The organism is Flavobacterium sp. GW823-FHT06G12 (assembly GCF_058794775.1).
Window position 1 is genome coordinate 635787 of sequence record NZ_JBXAHE010000002.1, and the last position, 21262, is coordinate 657048.

Annotated in this window: 19 protein-coding genes; 3 read left to right on the forward strand and 16 right to left on the reverse strand. The window is 33.2% G+C overall.

Annotated elements, in window-relative coordinates:
• Positions 1-66: 66 nt before the first annotated feature.
• Positions 67-486, reverse strand: coding sequence for a CBS domain-containing protein (locus AC1Q5Z_RS09670; protein ID WP_198855020.1), 420 nt, complete (start codon positions 484-486; stop codon positions 67-69).
• 229 nt (positions 487-715) lie between these two features.
• Between AC1Q5Z_RS09670 and rbfA the strand changes: the two genes are divergently transcribed.
• The 3 genes from rbfA (at position 716) to AC1Q5Z_RS09685 (ending at position 3905) form a co-directional block, all read left to right on the forward strand.
• Positions 716-1108, forward strand: coding sequence for a 30S ribosome-binding factor RbfA (gene rbfA, locus AC1Q5Z_RS09675; RefSeq protein WP_095930618.1), 393 nt, complete (start codon positions 716-718; stop codon positions 1106-1108).
• 1 nt (position 1109) lies between these two features.
• Complete coding sequence (locus AC1Q5Z_RS09680; protein WP_198855019.1) at positions 1110-2309, forward strand: ABC transporter permease; 1200 nt, start codon at positions 1110-1112, stop codon at positions 2307-2309.
• Positions 2310-2477: 168 nt separating this feature from the next.
• Positions 2478-3905: an MATE family efflux transporter gene (locus AC1Q5Z_RS09685; protein ID WP_492444533.1), complete on the forward strand. Its 1428-nt coding sequence runs from the start codon at positions 2478-2480 to the stop codon at positions 3903-3905.
• Positions 3906-4053: 148 nt separating this feature from the next.
• Here AC1Q5Z_RS09685 and dusB read toward each other — a convergent pair whose 3' ends face one another.
• From dusB to AC1Q5Z_RS09760, 15 genes are all read right to left on the reverse strand, one after another.
• On the reverse strand, positions 4054-5046 hold the full coding sequence (gene dusB, locus AC1Q5Z_RS09690) for a tRNA dihydrouridine synthase DusB (protein ID WP_281634404.1): 993 nt from the start codon (positions 5044-5046) through the stop codon (positions 4054-4056).
• 163 nt (positions 5047-5209) lie between these two features.
• Positions 5210-6502 carry a flexirubin biosynthesis putative acyl-CoA ligase FlxY gene (gene flxY / locus AC1Q5Z_RS09695; protein ID WP_492444535.1) on the reverse strand — a complete coding sequence of 431 codons (1293 nt, stop codon included), beginning with the start codon at positions 6500-6502 and terminating at the stop codon, positions 5210-5212.
• Positions 6499-8163, reverse strand: coding sequence for a C45 family autoproteolytic acyltransferase/hydrolase (locus AC1Q5Z_RS09700; RefSeq protein WP_492444537.1), 1665 nt, complete (start codon positions 8161-8163; stop codon positions 6499-6501). Before AC1Q5Z_RS09700 ends, flxY begins: the two co-directional genes overlap by 4 nt.
• 6 nt (positions 8164-8169) lie before the next feature.
• Positions 8170-9687 (reverse strand): phytoene desaturase family protein, encoded by a 1518-nt coding sequence (locus tag AC1Q5Z_RS09705; RefSeq protein WP_343588977.1) that lies wholly within the window; start codon positions 9685-9687, stop codon positions 8170-8172.
• Complete coding sequence (locus tag AC1Q5Z_RS09710; protein ID WP_492444538.1) at positions 9684-13361, reverse strand: 1-acyl-sn-glycerol-3-phosphate acyltransferase; 3678 nt, start codon at positions 13359-13361, stop codon at positions 9684-9686. The genes AC1Q5Z_RS09705 and AC1Q5Z_RS09710 overlap by 4 nt, the downstream gene beginning before the upstream one ends.
• A 225-nt stretch (positions 13362-13586) precedes the next feature.
• On the reverse strand, positions 13587-14762 hold the full coding sequence (locus AC1Q5Z_RS09715; protein ID WP_492444540.1) for a DUF2062 domain-containing protein: 1176 nt from the start codon (positions 14760-14762) through the stop codon (positions 13587-13589).
• Positions 14763-14778: 16 nt separating this feature from the next.
• Positions 14779-15264 (reverse strand): hypothetical protein, encoded by a 486-nt coding sequence (locus tag AC1Q5Z_RS09720; RefSeq protein ID WP_492444542.1) that lies wholly within the window; start codon positions 15262-15264, stop codon positions 14779-14781.
• A 2-nt stretch (positions 15265-15266) separates the two neighbouring features.
• Positions 15267-15638 carry an ApeI family dehydratase gene (locus AC1Q5Z_RS09725; RefSeq protein ID WP_286965608.1) on the reverse strand — a complete coding sequence of 124 codons (372 nt, stop codon included), beginning with the start codon at positions 15636-15638 and terminating at the stop codon, positions 15267-15269.
• Between the two features lie 5 nt (positions 15639-15643).
• Positions 15644-16255: an outer membrane beta-barrel protein gene (locus AC1Q5Z_RS09730; RefSeq protein WP_198855011.1), complete on the reverse strand. Its 612-nt coding sequence runs from the start codon at positions 16253-16255 to the stop codon at positions 15644-15646.
• A gap of 2 nt (positions 16256-16257) precedes the next feature.
• The gene (locus tag AC1Q5Z_RS09735; protein WP_492444544.1) at positions 16258-16854 is read right to left on the reverse strand and encodes a porin family protein; all 597 of its coding nucleotides are present in this window, start codon (positions 16852-16854) and stop codon (positions 16258-16260) included.
• A gap of 37 nt (positions 16855-16891) precedes the next feature.
• Positions 16892-17527, reverse strand: a complete 636-nt coding sequence (gene lolB2, locus AC1Q5Z_RS09740) for a flexirubin biosynthesis protein LolB2 (RefSeq protein ID WP_492444546.1) — start codon at positions 17525-17527, stop codon at positions 16892-16894.
• Positions 17493-18125, reverse strand: coding sequence for a flexirubin biosynthesis/transport protein LolA2 (gene lolA2, locus AC1Q5Z_RS09745; RefSeq protein WP_492444548.1), 633 nt, complete (start codon positions 18123-18125; stop codon positions 17493-17495). Before lolA2 ends, lolB2 begins: the two co-directional genes overlap by 35 nt.
• Positions 18115-18891: a polysaccharide deacetylase family protein gene (locus tag AC1Q5Z_RS09750; protein ID WP_492444550.1), complete on the reverse strand. Its 777-nt coding sequence runs from the start codon at positions 18889-18891 to the stop codon at positions 18115-18117. The genes lolA2 and AC1Q5Z_RS09750 overlap by 11 nt, the downstream gene beginning before the upstream one ends.
• Complete coding sequence (locus AC1Q5Z_RS09755) at positions 18888-19949, reverse strand: beta-ketoacyl synthase N-terminal-like domain-containing protein (RefSeq protein ID WP_492444552.1); 1062 nt, start codon at positions 19947-19949, stop codon at positions 18888-18890. The genes AC1Q5Z_RS09750 and AC1Q5Z_RS09755 overlap by 4 nt, the downstream gene beginning before the upstream one ends.
• Positions 19949-21145 carry a beta-ketoacyl-[acyl-carrier-protein] synthase family protein gene (locus tag AC1Q5Z_RS09760; protein WP_492444554.1) on the reverse strand — a complete coding sequence of 399 codons (1197 nt, stop codon included), beginning with the start codon at positions 21143-21145 and terminating at the stop codon, positions 19949-19951. Before AC1Q5Z_RS09760 ends, AC1Q5Z_RS09755 begins: the two co-directional genes overlap by 1 nt.
• Positions 21146-21262 lie beyond the last annotated feature (117 nt).

A 21262-nucleotide genomic window follows, 5' to 3' on the forward strand; every position in this document is an offset into this window, starting at 1 on the left:
TTGCAAAATAAAAGGCGACAAAAATAACTTCTGTCGCCTTTTAGTAAAATTTATTAGATTGAATTTTTAATCGTATTGTTCTAAGAAATATTTCAAAACATCTGTTGTAGTAACAATTCCTTTCAATTCTCCATTGTCTACAACTGGAAGAGCATGAAATTCTTCTTTCACAAAAATTTCGGCTAAATCTCTTATTATAGTATCAGATGAAACAGTTTTGGGTTTAGAAGTCATAACCTGCGAAATAGTTAGCATTTCTAAAATAGCTTCATCAGCTCCATCTTGTCCATCAAATAATGCTCCAAAAGTTAAACGATTAATATCCGTACGACTAATGATTCCGACAACTTCTTTACCGTTTACAACCGGAATATGACGAATTGAGTTGGCCTTTAGTTTTTCAACAACCTTTTTTAAATCGTCATTTTGATTTACTGTAATAACGCTTTTAGTCATTATATGACTTAGTGGTTCTCTCTTTTTCATAATTTGATAGTGTTAGATTTATACCAAATATGTAAATTATTTCTGAAGAAAATAATGATATATATCAGTTTTGAGACATGAACTCAAGTTAGATTTTTTATAAGAAAATGATAAAAGAGAATAAGGAATTTTATTTAAATTTAGTTTTATGCGAAAACAATACTAAATTCATTCTTTTAGTTGAGTGTAAATTGTGAGTATTGAATTTAAAAAGTAGTATTTTTGCAGTATGGAAACAAATAGACAGAAAAAAATAGGCGGTGTTATTCAGAAAGATCTGGTTGACATTTTGCAAGGTGAAGTGAGAAAAAACGGAATTACAAACTTGGTAATTTCTGTATCCAAAGTGAGTGTAACTACAGATTTGTCTGTGGCAACAGTTTATCTAAGCATTTTTCCGCAAGAAAAAGCCAAAGAAACTTTAGAAGCAATCAAAACCAATACAACTTTAATCAAACATGATTTGTCGCAACGTGTACGTTTACAATTACGTCGCGTTCCGAATTTGGTATTCTTTATTGATGACTCTTTAGATTATATAGAGAAAATCGACAATGCACTTGCTGGAAAAGAAAACCCAATTGAAAATCGTGATCTTTTAGAGAAAAGAAGAAAGTCGTAATTTGAATTTCCCTTTATACATAGCCAAACGTTATATTTTTAGCAGCAGTAAAAACAATGCTATAAATATTATCAACCGAATTGCCAGCATGGGAATCATTGTTGGTACAATGGCTTTGTTTGTGGTTTTATCTGTTTTTAGCGGATTAAAGGTTTTCAGTCTTTCGTTTACAAACGAAATTGATCCGGATTTAAAATTGACAAGTACCTACGGAAAATCTTTTTTATTTGCACCAGATCAGGAAAATCAGATTAAGAAAATCAATGGTGTTGCTTCTTACACCAAAATAATAGAAGAACGTGTTTTGTTTCTATTTAAAGACAAACAGCAAGTTACTTACTTAAAAGGAGTTGACAGCATTTACCCCGTTGTCAATGATATTAAGAAAAAACTCTTTAATGGCCAATGGCTTAAACCAGATAGTTTTCAGGTTGTAATTGGTTATGGATTAGCTCAAAATTTTTCAATGGGAATTCTTGATTTTGAAAATCCGCTTCAGATTTTTGCACCAAAACCAGGAAAAGGAGCAATCGAAAACCCCGAAGAAGCTTTCACAAAAACAGATGTTTTACCTGTTGGAATTTATTCTATCAGTGAAGACTTAGATTCAAAATATGTATTCGCAGATTTAAGTTTAGTACAGGAATTGTTAATGTACAAACCCAATCAGATTTCTGGAATTGAATTTAAATTAAAAGAAAACGCAGATGAAGACGCAATAAAAAAACAGCTTAATTCTATTTTTAAAAATAAAGTTACTTTAAAAAATAGAGCACAACTGAATGAGTCTTTGTATAGAATGCTAAATACCGAAAACATTGCCGTTTATCTTATTTTTACATTAGTTATCATTGTGGCGCTTTTTAATTTGATTGGAGCCTTAATTATGATGATTTTAGAAAAGAAAGGAAATCTTAAAACCCTTTTCAATTTAGGAACAGACATCAATGGGCTTCGAAAAATATTTTTGCTTCAAGGAACCTTATTAAGTGTTTTTGGTGGTTTAATAGGACTTGCTTTAGGGATAATCCTCGTAATATTGCAGCAGAAGTTTGATCTTATTATGATTACACCAACTTTGGCTTACCCAGTTGTCTTTACAGTAGAAAATGTTCTAATTGTAATGACAACGATTATTTCTCTTGGTTTTGTTGCTTCACTAATTGCAAGCAGTCGAGTGAGTAAAAAACTACTTGACTAATAACTACTTAAGAAATATTAAGTATATTTACGGCCTTAAAAACTACAGCATATGATTGTTTCTGCCTAATCCTATTTTATTTTTAGAATAATTAGGATACTTACGTTTTTACTTTTTTAGTTCAGATTTATACATCTGAACCAATTTTATCATTTATCCTAAAATATCATGACAGAAACATCTATAAAGGAAAGTTTTATTTCCAAAATTTTTACCACTTTAAAACAAGCCTTAAAAGGCGACGAATCTTTTGATTATACTTCTGGAAGTATAAAAAAAGCCGTAATTCTATTGGCCATTCCGATGGTTTTGGAAATGATGATGGAATCGGTTTTTGCTCTAGTTGATTTATATTTCGTAGGACATTTAGAACATAGCAGTTTTGCCATACAGACCGTTGGATTAACCGAATCTGTGTTAACAGTAATATATTCGCTTGCCATCGGAATGAGTATGGCCGCGACAGCAGTAGTCGCACGACGTATTGGCGAAAAAGATCCTGTCGCTGCAGCTAAAGCGGGAATGCAAGCCATTATCATTGCATTTGCAATTAATAGTATAATGAGCATTTTAGGAATTATATACGCAAAAGATATTTTAATTTTAATGGGTTCTTCTGTAGAATCGGCCGAACATGGTTTCCGTTTTACTCAGATTATGATTGGTTCTAGCTTGTGTATCATGCTTTTATTTCTAATTAACGGAATTTTCCGCGGAGCTGGAAATGCCGCCATTGCAATGAAAAGCCTTTGGATTGCAAATATTTGTAATATTATTTTATGTCCAGTTCTAATTAATGGTTTCGGACCAATTCCTGCTTTCGGACTAGTTGGCGCAGCTTTAGCAACTACTATCGGAAGAAGTATTGGAGTTTTGTATCAGGTTTATCATTTATTTTTTGGAAATGGAATTTTAAAAATCAAAGTATCGTATTTCGCTCCCGATTTTAAACAGATACGAGCTTTAGTAAAAATTGCAGCACCAGGAATTCTGCAATTTGTAATAGCATCTTGCAGTTGGATTTTCTTAGCACAATTAGTCGCGACAACTGGAGGCGATCACGGTTCTGCAGGTTATCAAACCGCTTTAAGAATTATGATGTTTTTCATACTTCCAGCTTGGGGATTAAGTAATGCCGCTGCAACTTTGGTCGGACAAAACTTAGGAGCAAAACAAATTGAGCGCGCCGAAAAATCGGTTTATACAACAGCACGATACAATGTAATTTTCATGGCTACGATTATGATTATTACTTTGGTTTTCGGGCAATATATTATTTCGTTTTTCACAAATGACGAACAAGTAAAAACTATTGCAATTGAAGCATTGCAGATTATGAGCATCGGATTTATTTTCTACGGAATCGGAATGGTTTTAATCAATACTTTCAATGGAGCAGGAGATACTTGGACACCAACAGGAATTAACTTTTTCGGATTTTGGCTATTTCAAATTCCGCTTGCTTTTGTTTTAGCCAAGCATTTTAATATGGGACCAACAGGAGTTTTTATTGCTATTCCTGTTGCTGAAACCGCAATCACTTTAGCAGGGATATTTTTCTATAAAAGGGGAAAGTGGAAACGAGTTCAAGTTTAATAAACAAAAAAGACCTTCAAATTTTGAAGGTCTTTTTTTGTATCAATATTTTTTGTCAAAGTTAATCTTTGCGTATTTTTTGTCATTTCGACGAAGGAGAAATCTCCACAAAGAAGCTCGACAAAGATTAGACTTTTGTTATGAGATTTTAAACAAACTCATATCCAGCATAAACCTCTTCAATCTCTTTCATAATAGCGAATAAATCTTCAGGAGCATCAGTTGTAACCAGTTTTTGTTTGAATTCTTTAAACGAATGAATTCCTTTAAAATAATTGGTATAATGACGTCGCATTTCAACAATTCCTAAGCGCTCGCCTTTCCATTCCATAGACCACATTAAATGATTTCTAGCCGCTTCAACACGATCAATAACCGTTGGAGCAGGTAAGTGTTCGCCTGTCTTGAAATAGTGTTTGATTTCGTTGAAAATCCACGGATAACCAATCGCCGCACGGCCAATCATGATACCGTCAATTCCGTACTCGTTTTTATATTTTAATGCTTTTTCTGGACTGTCGATATCGCCATTTCCGAAAATTGGCATTGTAATTCTTGGGTTGTTTTTTACACGTGCAATATGTGACCAGTCAGAATGGCCTTTGTACATTTGAGCTCGGGTTCTAGCATGAATAGTTAAAGCTTGAACACCAATATCCTGAAGTCTTTCAGCAACTTCATCAATATTAATTGAATTATCATCCCAGCCTAAACGTGTTTTTACCGTAACAGGCAAATCAGTTCCTTTGATAACCGCTTTCGTTAAACGTACCATCAAATCAACATCTTTTAAAACTCCTGCTCCAGCACCACGACAAACCACTTTTTTTACTGGACATCCAAAATTGATATCCACTAAATCTGGTTTTACAGTAGAAACGATTTTAGATGACATTTCCATCGCTTCTTCATCACCACCAAAAATCTGAATTCCAACAGGACGTTCGTAATCAAAAATATCCAGCTTCATGCGGCTTTTTATAGCGTCACGAATTAATCCTTCCGATGAAATAAATTCAGAATACATCATGTCAGCACCATGCGTTTTGCATAATCTGCGAAACGGCGGATCACTAACATCTTCCATCGGTGCGAGTAATAAAGGAAATTCGGGTAATTCTATGTTGCCAATCTTGACCATCTTCGTAATTTTTTGCAAAATTACAACATTTAGTTTAATTCACAGCAAAACATTTAAGAAGCTGAAATTAAACCATATAAGTGATATAAGTTCATTTAATTAGAGTATTGTTATGCTCAATCTTTTTAAATGAACTTATATCACTTAACATGGTGGAAAATTTTTATATGTTTCTGTAATCAAAAAAACGAATTGGTTTTCGGCTCATTGGATTAAAAACCAATGGATTCAAAACTTCTTTTGAAGCAAATTCTATTTTTGGAGTCACTCTCAATTTTGCTCTAAAGTGATCTTTTATTTCTTGCAAAAATTCTGGAGTTTGGTTTTTCACAGCAATTTTAATCAAGATTTCATCTGTTCCCAAATCGTTGGTAGAGATTTCGATCAAATGATTTTCGATATTATCAAAACTGCTCAAAACATCGTTCATCGCTGGCGGATAAAGCGTTGTCCCTTTATATTTAATCATTTGTTTTTTGCGTCCAACAACTGGACCAACACGTAAAGTATTTCTGCCACAAGCGCAAGGTTCATCATGAAACTGAACCATATCTCCAGTTTTAAAACGCAATAGCGGCATGGCTTCAATTCCTAAAGTAGTAAAAGTAAGTTCTCCAGTTTCACCATTTTTTACAGGCTGATTATTTTCGTCTAAAACTTCTACAATGATCAATTCTGGATGATGGTGTCCGCCTTTTCCGTGTTCACATTCTGTAAAAGCAGTGCTCATTTCGGTAGAAGCATAAGTCGAAAACAACTTAATATTCCATTTATCAGTGATTTTTTTGGATAAAATATTCATTGAAAAATCCTGTTCTCTCAAAGATTCCCCAATACAAATAGCACCTTTTATGCTCGAATTATTATAATCGATTCCGTGAATTTCGGCATATTCAATTAATTTCAAAAGGAAAGAAGGAACCGTAATCAAATAACTCGGATTGTACTTTAAAATAGAATCCCACTGCATTTCTGGAATTCCTGCACCAACTCGAATTACGCCCACTTTCAATTTTCTAAGACCTAAAAAATAAGCCAAACCAGCCATAAATTTTCGGTCAATTGTCGTCATCAATTGAACAACATCTCCTTCTGCAATTCCGGCGCAGGCAAATGAAATTGCTTCATTATAAGCCAAACGATCTAAGTCAGAATCGGTTAAACCAAAAGTAACGGGATCTCCTAAAGTTCCTGAGGTCGAAGCGTAATCAATAATTTTATGTTGTGGAACGCACAAGAAATCATCATTATATTGCTGTAAATCTTCTTTGGTGGTAACAGGTAAATGCTGTAAATCTTCCAGTGTTTTAACTTTCGAAATGTCAATATTTTGTCCTGCAAAAAGTCTTTTGTAAAAAGGAGAATTTTCGCTGATGTATGCTAAAAGTTCGGCTAATTTTTTTTCTTGAAAAATTTTAATTTCTTCTAAAGAATCTTTTTCTATTGCTGGAATCATTGTAATTTTCTTTTGACTTTTTTTAAATATTTTTCAATTTTTTCTTTATCAGGAACTGTAGTGATCTCGTGACTCAAAGCTTTTTCAAAATTCAGCTTTGCTTGTAGAAATTCCTTTTTTTGGTAAAAGTACAATCCTGTCTTATAATATACAACCCAATAATTAGGGTTTAATGCTTGATAATTCTGGAGAGACTCTATAGAAACAGTTTCTTTTTTTTCTAAAATAGAATCTATTTTATGATCTTCAATTTTGAACTTTTTAAAATTCTGAAAGGCAACTGTTTCCAAGAAAGGATCTTTGGCAATATTCAGATTTTCTTTTTGAAACGATTTTGTTTCATTTCTATTTTCGCTAAAAATTGAAGTCAAATCATAACAAACAAATTCGCCCAATTGAAACGGATTTGCCGAAACCCAGACTAATTTTTCTTTTGGTTTAAAGATAATTCCGTGATGCGCCAACAATTGATTGAGTGCTTTTTCATTTCCATATCCTAAAGAAATATTTTTTAAGCCTTCTTTATCTCGAAGAATTTCTGATGCAATCTCAGGATTTACTTTTGGGTTTTCAGACAGTAATTCCTGCATTCTTTCGTAACGATATTCAGAATGACTGTTGGCAATTTGTTCCAGATTTCGTTTATCTTCTTTGAAAGCTTCTCCTTGAAAATGATTGGAACAAATTAATTGATCGCTGTTTGGAACATCATAAACGTCCATTTTATCTGGAGAAACTTCAATTAAAATAGCTTTGTTATCATTGGCGCTTCCAACCATAATTGATTCAGAAACAAAGACTTTTCTTTTTTTTGCAATAACAATAGCTTCATCTAGATTTTTGGCATGCTGTAAAATTTCGCGAGTTAAAATAGAAATCGGAGTTTTAGCGCTAAGTGGAATTTTAGATTTTGATGCATTTATCGTTACAGTCAATCCTTCGTAATTCATTCCAGAAACAGCACCGATCATTCCTGGCCAAGTTACCATCATAAACGGATATCCTTCTTTTGGTTTAATGAAGGCTGCGATTTTATTTTCCGCGAAAGCGTCATTGACATAAAAATCAAAATTTCGAGCCAGAATTAAATTTCCATCTTCTGATTTTTCGTTCCAAGCCGCAAAAGAAGAACAGCCCACTAAAGCCAAATCCTGTAAAGCGTGTCCAATATCATGTGCAGCATGTAAGTACAAACCGCGCTGATATTGCGGTGCGATATTATCAAAGTCGTTCGAAGTATATTGAGAAACACCGTAAATCTCCGTTTGATATTCGTCAGGAACATTCAGATACAATTTTCGATTGTACCATTTTAAAAACTGACGAAGCATTTTCTGCTGGAATTTTGACGGAATTAAATCGGTTATTTTAGAGAAAAAAATGCGTTGCTGTTTGTGTAAAAGTGAATCTGTCAAAGCACCAGTTGAAAGTCCAATTTCGAGCGGATCGCCTTCTACATATAATTCCCAAAGACCTTGTTTGTTTTTTAAAAGGGAGTTTTTTCCAGAAATAAAAATACTATCAGATAATTTGGTGACAACAGGTTTTGTATCATTTAAACCGGTAAGATCAGGTCGGTGTTTTTTTGATTTTGAAGTACCGCAGGAAGTCAGCAAACTAAAAAAACCGAGGAAGAAGATATATAAGATTCGGTTTTTCATAATGATTTATTCAGATGCTTTTTTAATTTTTTCGAGCAGATATTCCTTTCCTACAATTTCTGAGCAAGTTATAACCGCTCCAACCGTAACTCCCAAGACACCATGCATGTTAATACTTTGGCCTGTAAGATAAAGATTTTCTATCTTAGTTTTGGTCGGAATTAAAGTTTTCATCGGATTATTAGAATCTTTAACATATCCGTACATATTTCCGCCGTCTCCGCCAATGTAATCGCGATAAGAAAGCGGAGTAGAAGTATGAACCGATTTGATGCAATCTTTTATCCCAGGAAATTTTTTCTCTATTTCTTCTAAAAATTTTGATGCCTTTTTAGCTTTGAAATTCTCATAACTTTCTCCTCGATCATTTTCTTCAAAAGTGGTATTGAAAGTGTTTTCCCAAGCTTTGACATCATCATATTTCATATAAGTCAAAAACGTCATTCCGTCTGCCCATTCTTCATCTTTTTTCAACGGATTCATAGAAGCCATAAATGTTTTTGGCCATGAATTTTCATCATATTCATAAGCGGTCCAAACATCATTTGTACTTTTAAAATGATAGTAATTGTGATTGATGTATTTAAAAGTTTTAGGTTTAAAAACGATATACAAACTGAAAGCAGAAAGTACGTTTTCTAAATTTTGAATTCTATTAAAAAACGGTCTTCTAAAGTTTTCCTGACCCGCCATTTTCAAAGTCGTTTTTGGTTCGATGTTCGAAATAAAATACGATCCAGAAACTTCGGTTCCGTCTTTCATTTGTACAGAATTTACCTTTTGGTTTTCGACTTCGATTTTGGTGACTTCTTTATGTTTGAAAAACTCGCCGCCATATTTTTTAAGCTGTTTCAGCAATTGTTTGGTAATCTGACTTCCGCCATTTACACAACGCCAAGAACTTTCGATATACGAATTGACGACAAGTGCATGAACGTAAAAAGGCGATTTATCTGGAATTCCGGCGTAGAGAAAATTGGATCCCGCCAGAACAGCCTTTAGTTTTTCATTTCCAGTAAAAGAATCGATGGTTTTTTTCGCGTTAAGCGCTAAAATTTCATCATCATATTTTCCTTGCGATTCTAGATTGTAAAGCGGAAATGTTTTGCAGACTTCTTTTATTTTCTGGCAGTATTGTTCGAGATTTTCTTTTTCTTCAGGAAAGTATTTTGTCAGTTGCTGAATGAAATTTTCAAAACCCTGTGCATGCGGATATTCGGTTTTATCATCATCAAAAGAAATAATATCAAAACCATTTTCGTCCAGTTTTTTCAGATTCAAATGATCCATTATTCCAATATATTTGAAATACTGATGAAGATTTTGGCCTTCTCCTAAACCTCCGATATAATGAATTCCCGTATCAAAAATAGTTTTATCTCTAACGAAAGTCTGAAGATTTCCGCCATATTGATTGTTTTTTTCAAGTACACAAACGCTGTAGCCTTCTTTTGCCAGAATAACAGCAGAAACCAATCCGCCTAAACCGCTGCCAATTATAACTACATCGTATTGTTTTTTCATCCTTTTTTCTTTAAAACTAGTAAAGCATTTTCTTCAGAAAGAATTTCAAAATTCTCAAACTGATTTTTTAAACGAGAACAATTGACTAAAATTATAAAAGAAACGTTTAGAATCTGTTTTTCAATTTCATCGTGATAGCTTTCATCAGAAATTAAAAGTATATCGTAATGATTTTCAAATGCCGATTCTAATTTGTCGAGATATATTATTTTTCTCTTTTTAACTAAATAATTCGTTTTGGCTACCAACAATTTTTCTTCATCATTTATAAAAGAAAATATTTTTCGCTGTGGTTCTTGCAAAGCCAATAAAACATCCAATTGTCCATAATCGTTTCCTAAATGAAGAATTTTTGCTTTTGGCTGAACGTGTTTGTTTAAGCTGTAATACGTTTCGAGATTCTGTTTCAAATCCTTTTTTACGCTTTGCCCAATTTCAATTTCTTTGTAATCATAACTGTTGATTAACATTGTTTTGAAATAATCTGGACCTTCAAGTTCTTGTCTAATTTTACGATATTCTGCTTTAAAGAACGAACTGATTTGTTTGGTTCTTTCGGCATAATTATTTCCAAACGAAAGATCATCTGGAGCAATTCTTTCTAAAATCGTAACCGTTAGTTTTCCATGGTGAATAACAAAATCACCTTTTGGAATTAGTTCTGAAGCACCGTGAATAACAACGGGAATAATATCCAGTTTAAATTCTTCGGCAAGAAAAAAAGCACCTTTGTGGAATCGTTTAATCACATTGCTTTCGGAACGTGTTCCTTCTGGAAAAACCATTAGAGAATAACCTTGTTCTATTTTTTTTCGTAAATGTTCAACGCCGCCTTCAAGACCTTCAGAAACGGGGTAAAAACCTGCTTTTCTAACAACACCGCCAAAAATAGGAGAATTGTACACCCAGTCGCTTACCAAGAAAATGATTTTCGGGCTTAACATTCCGATTGAAAGAATATCTAGAAATGAAGAATGATTGGCAATAATTACGGCCGGTTTCTCGAAAGTTTCATTGAAATTATTAACGACTTTTTTGCGAATAAACGGATTCGAATACAATACCGATTTCATGAATTTTGAAATCACATATCGGAAAGCTTTCATTTTTGATTTTTTGCTGAAAGGCAAAATCGGCATTATGGTGAAACTGAAAATCGACATTACGATGCCGCCCAAACCATAATAAGCAAATGAAATTACACCATGTATAAAAGTTCGCAATTGAAAAGGAGGATTTCCTTTTTTGGGACGATTCGATAAAAACAGTTTGAATAAAATCGGATAGAAGATAAACGTAATAATCAGCGCTGCAAAAACCCCAATTAAGGAAACCAGTGAAATGGAAGTAAGTGCAGGGTGTTTAGCAAAAATCATCGCACCAATTCCTAAAATTGTCGTAATAACCGCCAGAATAATTGAGGTTCTGTAAATGGCAATTTCGTTAACACCATTGGTATATTCTTTTTGCAAGGCACTAGTCATGAAAATACTAAAATCGACTCCGTGACCAAAAATCAACGTGCAGACAATCATACTGAAAATATTCATTTGAATGCCAAAAATGCCCATAATTCCTGCAGTCACAATTCCAGTTAATGCAATAGGAATGCAGCTTATAATTACTAATTCGATTCTTCGGAAAAAGAAAAATAGAATTAAAATTACAGCAACAAAAGAATAATTTACAAGCGAATTAAAATCGGTTTTTAAAGTGCTGAAAAACGTTTCGTTCATCTGCTGGCGATCAATCGCAATGATGTTTTCTTTTGCCGAAGCCGATTTTACAAAAACATCTCGTTGCTCTGGCGATACTTTTACTAAAGTTGAAATGGTATAAAAACCATTTTTTTCGGTTATAAACTCTTGTAACTGGAGCGCTTTAATTTTTAAAAATTCAGATGCAGAAACAGGTTTGAAATCAAAATCTAAATGATCAAAAAACAGATTGTATGTTGTTGGTTTAAAGCCAAGCTTAGAACCTTCGGCAATTAATTCTGATTTTATGAATTCTTTTTTCTGTGAAGTCCAGAACGAATTCCATTTCTTAATTTTTTCTATTTGGGCTTGTTGCGAAAGAACAATTCCGCCAACTGAACTGAAATTTAGAATTTTGTTCTGCTGTTTTTCTTTTGATAAATCATCAAAAAGTTTACTGTTATGCTGTAAAGCTTCTTCCATGGTTTTTCCGTAAGAAGCGACATAAATCGTTTTGGAAGTTAAGCTCGTGCTTTCTTCCAACTGTTTTTCGGCGGCTTTGATTTCTTTCGGAATAAAATTCAGTTGCGATAAATCGTTATTAAAACCAACATCATTATAAGTAAAACAGCAGATAATGGTAATGATAACGCAAAGTCCGATTAAGATTTTATTGTTGTGAAAAGAAAAATGAGCCATTTTGTCGATCACATTCTTTTTATGTTCTGCCGGATTTTCTGTTGGTTTATATAAATGAGGAACAATCAAAAGGGAGAAAACTCCAGTTGCCATAACGATAACAGCAGCAAAAATTCCGAGATCGTTTAAGGCATCCGATTTTACAAAAAGCAGACATAAAAAAGCAACTGCGGTTGTAGAACTGCTCATGATGACCGGCATCGTAATGTCTTTGTACAACGTTTTTACATCGCTATTATGCTTATAATGCGTGAGAATGTGAATAGAATAATCAATTGTAATTCCCAATAAAATAGAACCAATTCCTAATGAAATTGCTGAGATTTGTTCTCTCACAAAGTATAAAAAGGCAACCGCAAACAAACCGCCAAAAACCGTTGGTAGAAAAATAATCAGCGGAATTAAGACTTTTCTATAAAATAAAATCAGAATGAGCATTAAAGTAAACATCGCTATTGATGTTGTCAAAATAATATCTCCTTTAATCTGATTGGCATTGGCGACTGCAATTAAAGCAGAACCAAAATAACTGATCAAGGTTTTTCCTTTAAATTGTGTATTGAGATTTTCCTGAATCGATTTCAGTTTTTCTGCAAAAATGGTATTCTTTTCTGTTTCGCTCGATGGAATATTTGAGGTGATAAAAAGCAACAATTTCTTTTTATCCTTTGTCATTACAAAACTATTTTCCAGAGTAAAATCGTCGCCAATATTTAATTGCTGTAATTTTTTTAGAGCAATAAAAGAAATCCCAAACGGATCTTGCAGAATAAAATCTTTGGTAATAAATCCCGAAGGAGAAATAATCGATTTGTAATTTCCTTGAACGGTTGCTGCAATACTGTCTTTTTGAAGCTTCTTCTCAATAGCCAAATAATCGTTATCATCTAGAAAAAGTGGCAGATTATTGTAAACAAAATCGATAGTTTCCTGAATGTTTTCTTCATCAATTTTTCCTTGAATTCCGGTTATGTACGGTTTACAGGATTTAGAAACGCTGTCTGAAAATATAGTTGCCATTTCTTTCAAATCTTCGGCAGAACCATTTTTATCCAAGCTAAAAATTACGGTGGTTTTATCGGCAAAGTTTAATTGTTTTAAGACTTTGGCGGTAACATCGGTTTTGTCGTTGGTTGGAATAAGTTTGGTAATATCTTCTTCAAACTTCAATCTTGAAGCGAAAAATCCAAAAACTAGAAGCATCAAAACAGCCAACACAACCGAAAGAGATTTTCTTCGGTTTACAAATAAATGAATGGCGTAGAAGTATTGATGCATGATTTATGTTTAAAATTTTTTCGCCACGAATTTCACGAATTTTCACGAATTCTTATTTGAAAAAGGGCATAAATTTGTTTTATTTTTTGCCACAGATTAAAAGGATTAGAAAGATTCTAATCAGTGTCGGTTTGTCGCAAATTTCACAAATTAATTCGCGGAAATTTGTGAAATTCGTGGCGAAAAAAAATCATTTTAATCCTTTTAATCTGTGGCAAACTTAATTTAATTTTCGATTTGTTTTTTAGAACTAAAAGCCGTTAAAAGCAAATAACTTATAAGACCAACTGATAGCGCTGAAACGGTTGCTAAAATAAGACTTCCTACGATATATTGCGTAGCATTTTTTTGAATATCATCGAGAGTAATTGAACTGTCCAAAACCAGTGGCGCATCGCTAGAAACGAAAATACTTCCAACTTGAAGTGAAGCATAAATAATAAACGGAATAAAAGGCGGAAAACTTACATTTGAAGTAAGATAAGCAATGACTTTGTTGAGTCTGAACAAAGCAGCAAAGGTAAAAAGCAATATAGTTTGAAATCCCCAAAAAGGTGAAAGTCCGATAAAAATACCTAGAGCAATTGCGGCCGATTTTTTAAAATTAGAATCGTTGCTTTCTAAAATATCTTCTAAAAAGAATTTTTTAAAACCTTTTTTTTTTGCTCTTCTAAAAAAATCTCTCGGCTTTATATACAGCAAAGCATTGGTGACCAAAACCGTATTTAAAATACTGATTCGGGTAAAATCTTGAAACGGACGAAAATGCGAAACTCTTTCGGCAGGATCGTATAAAACCTGAATCGGAATATTTTTTACCACAATTCCTTTCCACGCAGCACGCACGATAACTTCGATTTCAAACTCAAATTTATTGGTATAAAAACGTTTTGGAAGCAATCGAAGCGGATACAATCTGAATCCAGATTGTGTGTCGTCTAGCTTAATTCCAGTTTCAAACTTGAACCAGAAATTAGAAAACTTGTTTCCAAAACTACTTTTCTTAGGAACATTTTCCTGAGTCATATTTCGGCTTCCAATCAAGAGAACATTTGGCTCTTCTTGAATTGCTTCCAAAAAAACAGGAATATCTGCGGCAAAATGCTGACCGTCAGAATCGATTGTAATGGCATATTCAAAATCCAATTCCAATGCTTTTCTAAATCCATTTCTCAGTGCTCGTCCTTTTCCTAAATTTTTAGGATGATGAATTTGAGTCAGTTGCGAATATGATTTTAGAATTTCGCTCGTAGAATCGGTTGAACCGTCATTAACAACAATGATATTTGTGGTGAAATCTAAAATAGAATCCAGTACTTTTTTAAGTGTTTTTTGGTTATTGTAAGTGGGCACAATAACGCAAAAGTTAGTCGAACTGAGTAATTCTTGCTGTGATTTCATGGGGAGTTTTTTGAGCTTACTTTACAAATTGCTTCTCTTTTTCTGAGAAACTCTTAGATTGTAAAACAAAGTCTTTAAGATAATCTTTCAAAGATGCGCTTTGCGAAGCATAATACGTCGTTATGAATTTTTTATCTTCTTTAATGTTTTTCTTGTAGCCTGTAATGCTAGGAACATCTTCCTGAACACTCAATCGGATCATTCGCATTTCAATATTACTTGGATCACTTTTTATTGTTGCCTCAAGTAATTTTGCACCTTCTTTGAAACGATCCATTTTCTGGCTTAATTTTTTTTCAAATTTAGAGTCCAATAAAATAGAAGCCGCTTTATAAGCCACCAAAATTTTATCATCATTGCTTGAAACACCTGCAAGTTTGGCTACAAACTCTTTGGCATTGCTTTCTGATTTTGCTACATCAGAATACATTTTTCGGATCGAAGCCAAATCTGGCGTTCCAGCAAAATTCACCCATAAAAGTAATGTCAGTAACAGTTTCATAATTATATTTTTTTGTACACCGTGCTCAATTTAAGAGCAGTTGTGTCGTTAAAGTAAGTCGTGTTTTTCACTTTTACTAAATCGTCTTCCGTTGTGGTAACATCCAATTCCAAGCGTAATTGTGGAGTAACTTCCGGATTAATTAACGCCATGAATTTTACATTTGCTAAAGACTGGATCATCAATGAACTTTTGGTAATCGATTCTGTAAGTTCTTTGATAATCTGAATCATACAAACACCAGGCATAATAGGATTTCCAGGGAAATGTCCTTTAAAAACCTCGTGTTTTTCATTGACTAAAATTGTAATCGTATATTTCGAATCAGATACTTTTTCTTCTGATAGTATTTTATAAAAATCTTGTAAAATCATATTTTTTATTTTCCAAATGAATAGGAAACCCCTAACTGAAAATTAATATTTGTGTTATAATCGCCAAATAAATAATAGTTATTAGAATCATTTTGATAATAATCACTGCTTAAAATATCAAGCAATCCTTTTTTAAATCGTGCTTCAAATGTTAAACCAGAAGGCAGGGCATAAGCAACTCCTAAAACCAAACCAAGATCATTTTGTGCTTTTCTAACGGCAAGATTATCATTCAATAAAATATCTAATGTCGGTCCTGCTTGAAATTGAATTCCTACTGGTAAAGTAAATTTATTCATAACAGAAAGAGACAAATAGTTTATATCAAGATCTAAATGTTCTACTTTATTGGTCTGTGTATTTTCATCAAAATAATTTCGAGCTACATTATTAGAACCTTGTCTGCTGTAATTAATCTCTGGTTGAAGGGCGTAAACTTTGGTTATCTTAATTTCAGTAAAACCTCCAGCATAAAAATCAGTTTTATAATCGGCGTGCATTTCAGAAATCGTCGAAAAACTAAATCCAGCTCTTAAACCTGGCTTAACTGTTACTTGTGCTTGTATATTTAAAACCAAGAAAAAAACAGCAATAAAGAAGAATATTTTTTTATTCATTTTTATTTTGTTTTAAATGTATAACTAATTCCGATTTGGAAAACTTGATTTAAGATTACATCATTATAGTAATATCCATTATTGTCATAATCATATCCGTTATAACCATAAATATCAATTAATCCTTGTTTAAGTCGAGCTTCAAAAGTTAGACCATTTGGCAAAGTATAACCAACACCTCCAACAAATGAAAGATCAAAATCTTCGGGATTTGTATTTACATAATTATCACTAACTTTTAAATCTAAAGAAGGGCCTGCCAATAGATGAAAACCTCCACCTCCAAAGTTAAATTTTGCAACCGCTCCCAGTGTTATATAATTCAACTCATACTTTTCAGAATAATAACGGCCGTTTTCAAAATATCTTCCTTCATCACCTTGTCTTGAATAATTTATCTCTGGCTGAACCGAGAAAAATTTATTGAATTTAATATTTACCAATCCACCAACATAGAAATCTGTTTTAGAACTATTGTCATCAATATTCGTTAATGTTGATACATTCAAACCACCTCTTAGTCCTGGACTAACTTTTACTTGCGCTTCTGTTTGCATTCCGATTAATAAAATAAATGCAATTAAAACAAATTTTCTCATTTTGGGTTTGGTTTAAGTTTAGGATTAGTTTAATTTTTTATTCTGATTTGAAATAATTCAGCTCAATTTTCAATTTAATATTCTGATGAATTATCTGAATCTTTTCGGCAAAAATATTGTTTTCTGAACTGAAAAGCAGTGTAAATTTTTCTTTTGTTTGAGAAGCATGAACGATCTTTTCTAATTTCTGATCTTTTTGGGAGATGAAAATATAATTGTCACGCTTGCCATCTGCCGATTTATATATGTCAGCCGATTCATTTTCGAATTGCTCTTGAATCGAATATTCTTTCTTTAAAAGCAATCTGAAATCTTCTTTTAAAGTATTGATCAAAATTTTTCGATCTAATTCTGATACAATAGAATTGACTTTAAAATCGGTATCTGAGATTTCGAAATCCATTAATTTATTTCCGAATTCCGTTGTAAAAACTATTCGGTGCGTGGTGTCGTTTATTTTCTTGGCGATGAAGATTCCAGACAGTTCGTTACCGTAAACACTGATGTTGGTTTTATAAACATAGTCGGTTTTTGAGTCTGAAAAATACGGAACCGTATAAGACGTTTTGTCTAATTTTTTAGGCGTATAATTTTTTGTGACCGAGCCACAAGAAATTAAAACAATTGCCAGAAAGCAATTAATTAGTAAAAACTGAATCGTCGATTTTTGCATTGATCACTTTATTTTTAAGTACAATTCGGGTATAATCTTCAGATGATTCTAACAATTTTACCTGAACAACTGTTGCTTCTTCTTTGTCAAAAGTCAGTTCGATTTGTTTAATGTATTTTTTAAGCGTCGCATCTTTCGGAACAAATTTAGCCAGATTCTGACCTTTCAATTTAAAATACGAAATCGTAAATTCTTTATCATCAAACATATTTCCGCTTACGCTACCCACGATCAATTTATTAATTCTGGCAAAGATTTTACTGTTTCCAATATCAACAGCACTTTTCTTTCCTTCGTCGTTAATCAGGATTTTTCCGTTCTTGAAAGTGATGCTGTAGTTGTATGGTTTTTTATATTGCCATTGAAGTAAAGCAGGTTCTTTAAAAACCATTTTTCCTGAAGTTTCAATGTCTTTCGATAAAAAATCTAAATGCTTGTACTGAACAAAATCGGTACTCAAAGTCTTGATTTTTTTAGCCACAACATTTACATCTTGTTTAAAAGAAGCAATTTCGACATCGGTCATTTTTTGTTCCTGCGCCGATAGATTGAAACCGCCGATAATTAAAAATAAAAAGAGATATATTTTAGTTTGCATAAGCTTTAAGATTCAAAAGTTCTTCGATCGAAATCACTTCATAATTATTTTGCTGTAAAAATTGCAAAAACTGTTCCAAGACCAAAACAGAATGCTTGCCTGTATCATGCAAAAGTACAATTCCGCCGGGAGATATATGCTTAATTAACCGATTGAAAATTAATTCCTGATTTTGGGTTCCTCCGTCAAGCGAACGAATATTCCAGCCAATTGTTTTATGTCCTGTTACTTTTAAAGCTCTTCTTATCGAAGGAGTTGTAACTCCATAAGGCGGACGAAAGAAGTTGATTTTTTTTGAAGTGAATTTTTCCAGAAGCGCGTCTGTTTTCTGAAGTTCTTCGGTTATTTTTTTAGCATTATAAAAATCAAAAAATTTAGAATGAGAATAGGAATGATTTCCAACCAAGTGCCCTTCATCAATCACTTTTTGGAGAATTTCGGGATGCGTTTCAATGTTTTTACCAATACAGAAAAAGGTGGCTTTGGCATTGTATTTTTTTAAAAGTTCTAAAACTTCTAAAGTGTAAATGCTTGGGCCATCATCAAAAGTAAGCGCGATTTTTTTTTCTGTTTCTAACGGATTACTGCAAAATGCTTTTACATGATAATTGGAAGAAATGCGCGCAGAACCAAAAGCATTTATTCCGATCCAAATAAGAATTACAACAACAAACCACAGAAAATGAATTGCATTATAAAGATTCAGAAGAAACAATAAAAGCAATAAAAAGATAAAAAACAGCGATATGTTTTTGTGCGTTATCATTTTGACAGCAGCGTAAAACTATGGTTTTTTCCGTTTAATTGGTTGTATAATAAAATCGTTTTGTAATCTGATTTTTCGATAGCATTTACTTTTACGATTTCGGGAATTTCCTGAGTTTTCAAAATTTTAGCAGCCATCCAAAAAGCAAAAGCCGAAGCTGTATCGTATTCACCGCTCAAATGTTTGTAATATAAAACAGGAGTTTGAGCAAACGAATTTTCTGCAAGATTTCTATAATAATTCTCAAAATCTGCATTTCCGTCAAAACCTAAAACAAGCGCGTCAACATCTGAAATTTCTAAATTATTTGATTTTAAGAATGAAACAATTGCTGCTTCAACTTCATTTTCTTCCAAAGTATTTATAATAGAAACATCCAGAAGTTCGGCATAAGTGTTTTCTTTTCTTTCGTTTTCTAAAACAAAAAAACTAGCACCTTCGCCATAAACCGCTCCACTTGTTGAAGAATTTAGAACATCGTACGGAGCAGAATTGTCTGCTTTAATGCGACCGTTGAGTTTAAAAAGCGAAGTAGTATAATCACCATTTTCGTCAACACCGCCCACTAAAATTGAATTGGCTTCAGCCTCTTCAATCTGCATTTTAGCATCAATAAGAGCCGATTCAAAAGAAACAGCGCCATTAACATACGTAAAATTATAACCTTTACATTGCTGCAAAAGTGCAATCTGCGCTCCAACGGTATTGTGTGTAGACTGAATGAAAGAAGTAGGAGTTAAAAACTCTTCGTTATTATCTAAAATGCTTTTTAGGAATTTTTCAGAATCTTCAATACAGCCTAAACCAGTTCCTGTGATAATCGCATCAACTTTTTCAATATTGGCATCTTTCATAGCCAAAGCCGAAGCTACGATTCCGTTTTTTACACCTTTTGCCATTCTACGGCTGGCAGCAGGCGAAATATATTCTTTGTATACTGGCGGAACAATTGCCAGTACATTTTCTTCATGATTTACAACAGCTTCTTCCAAAAAAACAGTATCAAATGTTTTTTGAGTCGAAATACAGCCTACTCCATTTATATATGTCTTCGTCATTAGCTTTTTGAAAATATAAGGGTTGAACAGTTTCCTCCAAAACCAAAAGAGTTGGATAAAACGTGCTCGATAGTTTTATTTTTTAAAGTTGTCTGCGGTTTCAAATCAAATTCTTCCATCGGAACTTCAAAATTCAAATTTGGATAAACCACATTATTCTGAATTGCCAAAACACTATATACGGCTTCAATCGCAGCTGCAGCCGCTAAAGTATGTCCCGTAAAAGGTTTTGTAGAACTGAAATCTGGAACTTTTTCATTTTCATAAATTCGAAGCAAAGCTCTTCCCTCAGATAAATCGTTATTTGGCGTTGCTGTCCCATGAACATTGATGTAATCAATTTCAGAAGGTTTTAAACCCGAAACTTCAAACGCTTTTTTCATGGCCAAATAAGCGCCGTCTCCATTTTCTGAAGAAGCAGTTTGATGAAAAGCATCGTTGGCATTTCCGTAACCTGAAACTCTTGCCAATACATTTTTGTTTTGCTTTGCTACAATTTCATCCGATTCTAAAACTAAAAAAGCGGCAGCTTCTCCAAGATTTAATCCTTTTCTGGTATTGTCAAAAGGTTTGTTGTAATCGTCAGATAAAATCATCAAAGTCTTAAATCCGTTGATGGTGAATTTTGCCAAAGCATCGGCTCCGCCCACAATTACGCGATCTAATTTTCCCGTTTTGATCAATCTTGCACCCAACATAATCGAATTGGCTGCAGATGAACAAGCAGTACTTATCGTTGTTACCATTCCTTTTAAACCTAATTCTTCAGCAATTTTTTCGGCAACATCTCCGCCATCGTGGCAAGTAATGTACTTGGTCAATTCTGGTTTTTCGAAATAATCGTAATAATGTCTTTCCGTCATGTCCATTCCGCCAACGCTTGTAGCCGAAATAAGTCCCGTTCTAAATTCATTTATATCGGTAATGCCAGCATTTTCAACAGCTTGTTTTGCTGCCAAAGTGCCAATCATAGCGGTTCTGGAGAAATTATTATCCTCATTTAATTTCAGTTCATCAACAAGATCTTCGTTGGTTTTTTTGATTTCGCCAACTTTGATAACATCTGCATGAACAGTCGAAATATTTTGAATACGAGAAACACCGATTTTGTTTTCAATCAAGGAAATGTAGTTTTCCTCAACCGAATTACCAATCGCAGAGATAATTCCCATTCCCGTTATTGCAACACCTTTCATTTTTGGACTTCTTAGATTGTTAGAATTTTAGACTTCTTAGATTTTTTTAGACTGGCTTAGAATTTTAGACTTTTTAGATTTTTGAAAAGCATTGTCTAAGAAGTCTAAAATTCTAAG

Coding starts and splice junctions, on each gene's coding strand:
- AC1Q5Z_RS09670 (WP_198855020.1), bottom strand. CDS start 486: ATGAAAAAGAGAGAACCACTAAGTCATATAATGACTAAAAGCGTTATT.
- rbfA (WP_095930618.1), top strand. CDS start 716: ATGGAAACAAATAGACAGAAAAAAATAGGCGGTGTTATTCAGAAAGAT.
- AC1Q5Z_RS09685 (WP_492444533.1), top strand. CDS start 2,478: ATGACAGAAACATCTATAAAGGAAAGTTTTATTTCCAAAATTTTTACC.
- dusB (WP_281634404.1), bottom strand. CDS start 5,046: ATGGTCAAGATTGGCAACATAGAATTACCCGAATTTCCTTTATTACTC.
- flxY (WP_492444535.1), bottom strand. CDS start 6,502: ATGATTCCAGCAATAGAAAAAGATTCTTTAGAAGAAATTAAAATTTTT.
- AC1Q5Z_RS09700 (WP_492444537.1), bottom strand. CDS start 8,163: ATGAAAAACCGAATCTTATATATCTTCTTCCTCGGTTTTTTTAGTTTG.
- AC1Q5Z_RS09705 (WP_343588977.1), bottom strand. CDS start 9,687: ATGAAAAAACAATACGATGTAGTTATAATTGGCAGCGGTTTAGGCGGA.
- AC1Q5Z_RS09710 (WP_492444538.1), bottom strand. CDS start 13,361: ATGCATCAATACTTCTACGCCATTCATTTATTTGTAAACCGAAGAAAA.
- AC1Q5Z_RS09715 (WP_492444540.1), bottom strand. CDS start 14,762: ATGAAATCACAGCAAGAATTACTCAGTTCGACTAACTTTTGCGTTATT.
- AC1Q5Z_RS09720 (WP_492444542.1), bottom strand. CDS start 15,264: ATGAAACTGTTACTGACATTACTTTTATGGGTGAATTTTGCTGGAACG.
- AC1Q5Z_RS09725 (WP_286965608.1), bottom strand. CDS start 15,638: ATGATTTTACAAGATTTTTATAAAATACTATCAGAAGAAAAAGTATCT.
- AC1Q5Z_RS09730 (WP_198855011.1), bottom strand. CDS start 16,255: ATGAATAAAAAAATATTCTTCTTTATTGCTGTTTTTTTCTTGGTTTTA.
- AC1Q5Z_RS09735 (WP_492444544.1), bottom strand. CDS start 16,854: ATGAGAAAATTTGTTTTAATTGCATTTATTTTATTAATCGGAATGCAA.
- lolB2 (WP_492444546.1), bottom strand. CDS start 17,527: ATGCAAAAATCGACGATTCAGTTTTTACTAATTAATTGCTTTCTGGCA.
- lolA2 (WP_492444548.1), bottom strand. CDS start 18,125: ATGCAAACTAAAATATATCTCTTTTTATTTTTAATTATCGGCGGTTTC.
- AC1Q5Z_RS09750 (WP_492444550.1), bottom strand. CDS start 18,891: ATGATAACGCACAAAAACATATCGCTGTTTTTTATCTTTTTATTGCTT.
- AC1Q5Z_RS09755 (WP_492444552.1), bottom strand. CDS start 19,949: ATGACGAAGACATATATAAATGGAGTAGGCTGTATTTCGACTCAAAAA.
- AC1Q5Z_RS09760 (WP_492444554.1), bottom strand. CDS start 21,145: ATGAAAGGTGTTGCAATAACGGGAATGGGAATTATCTCTGCGATTGGT.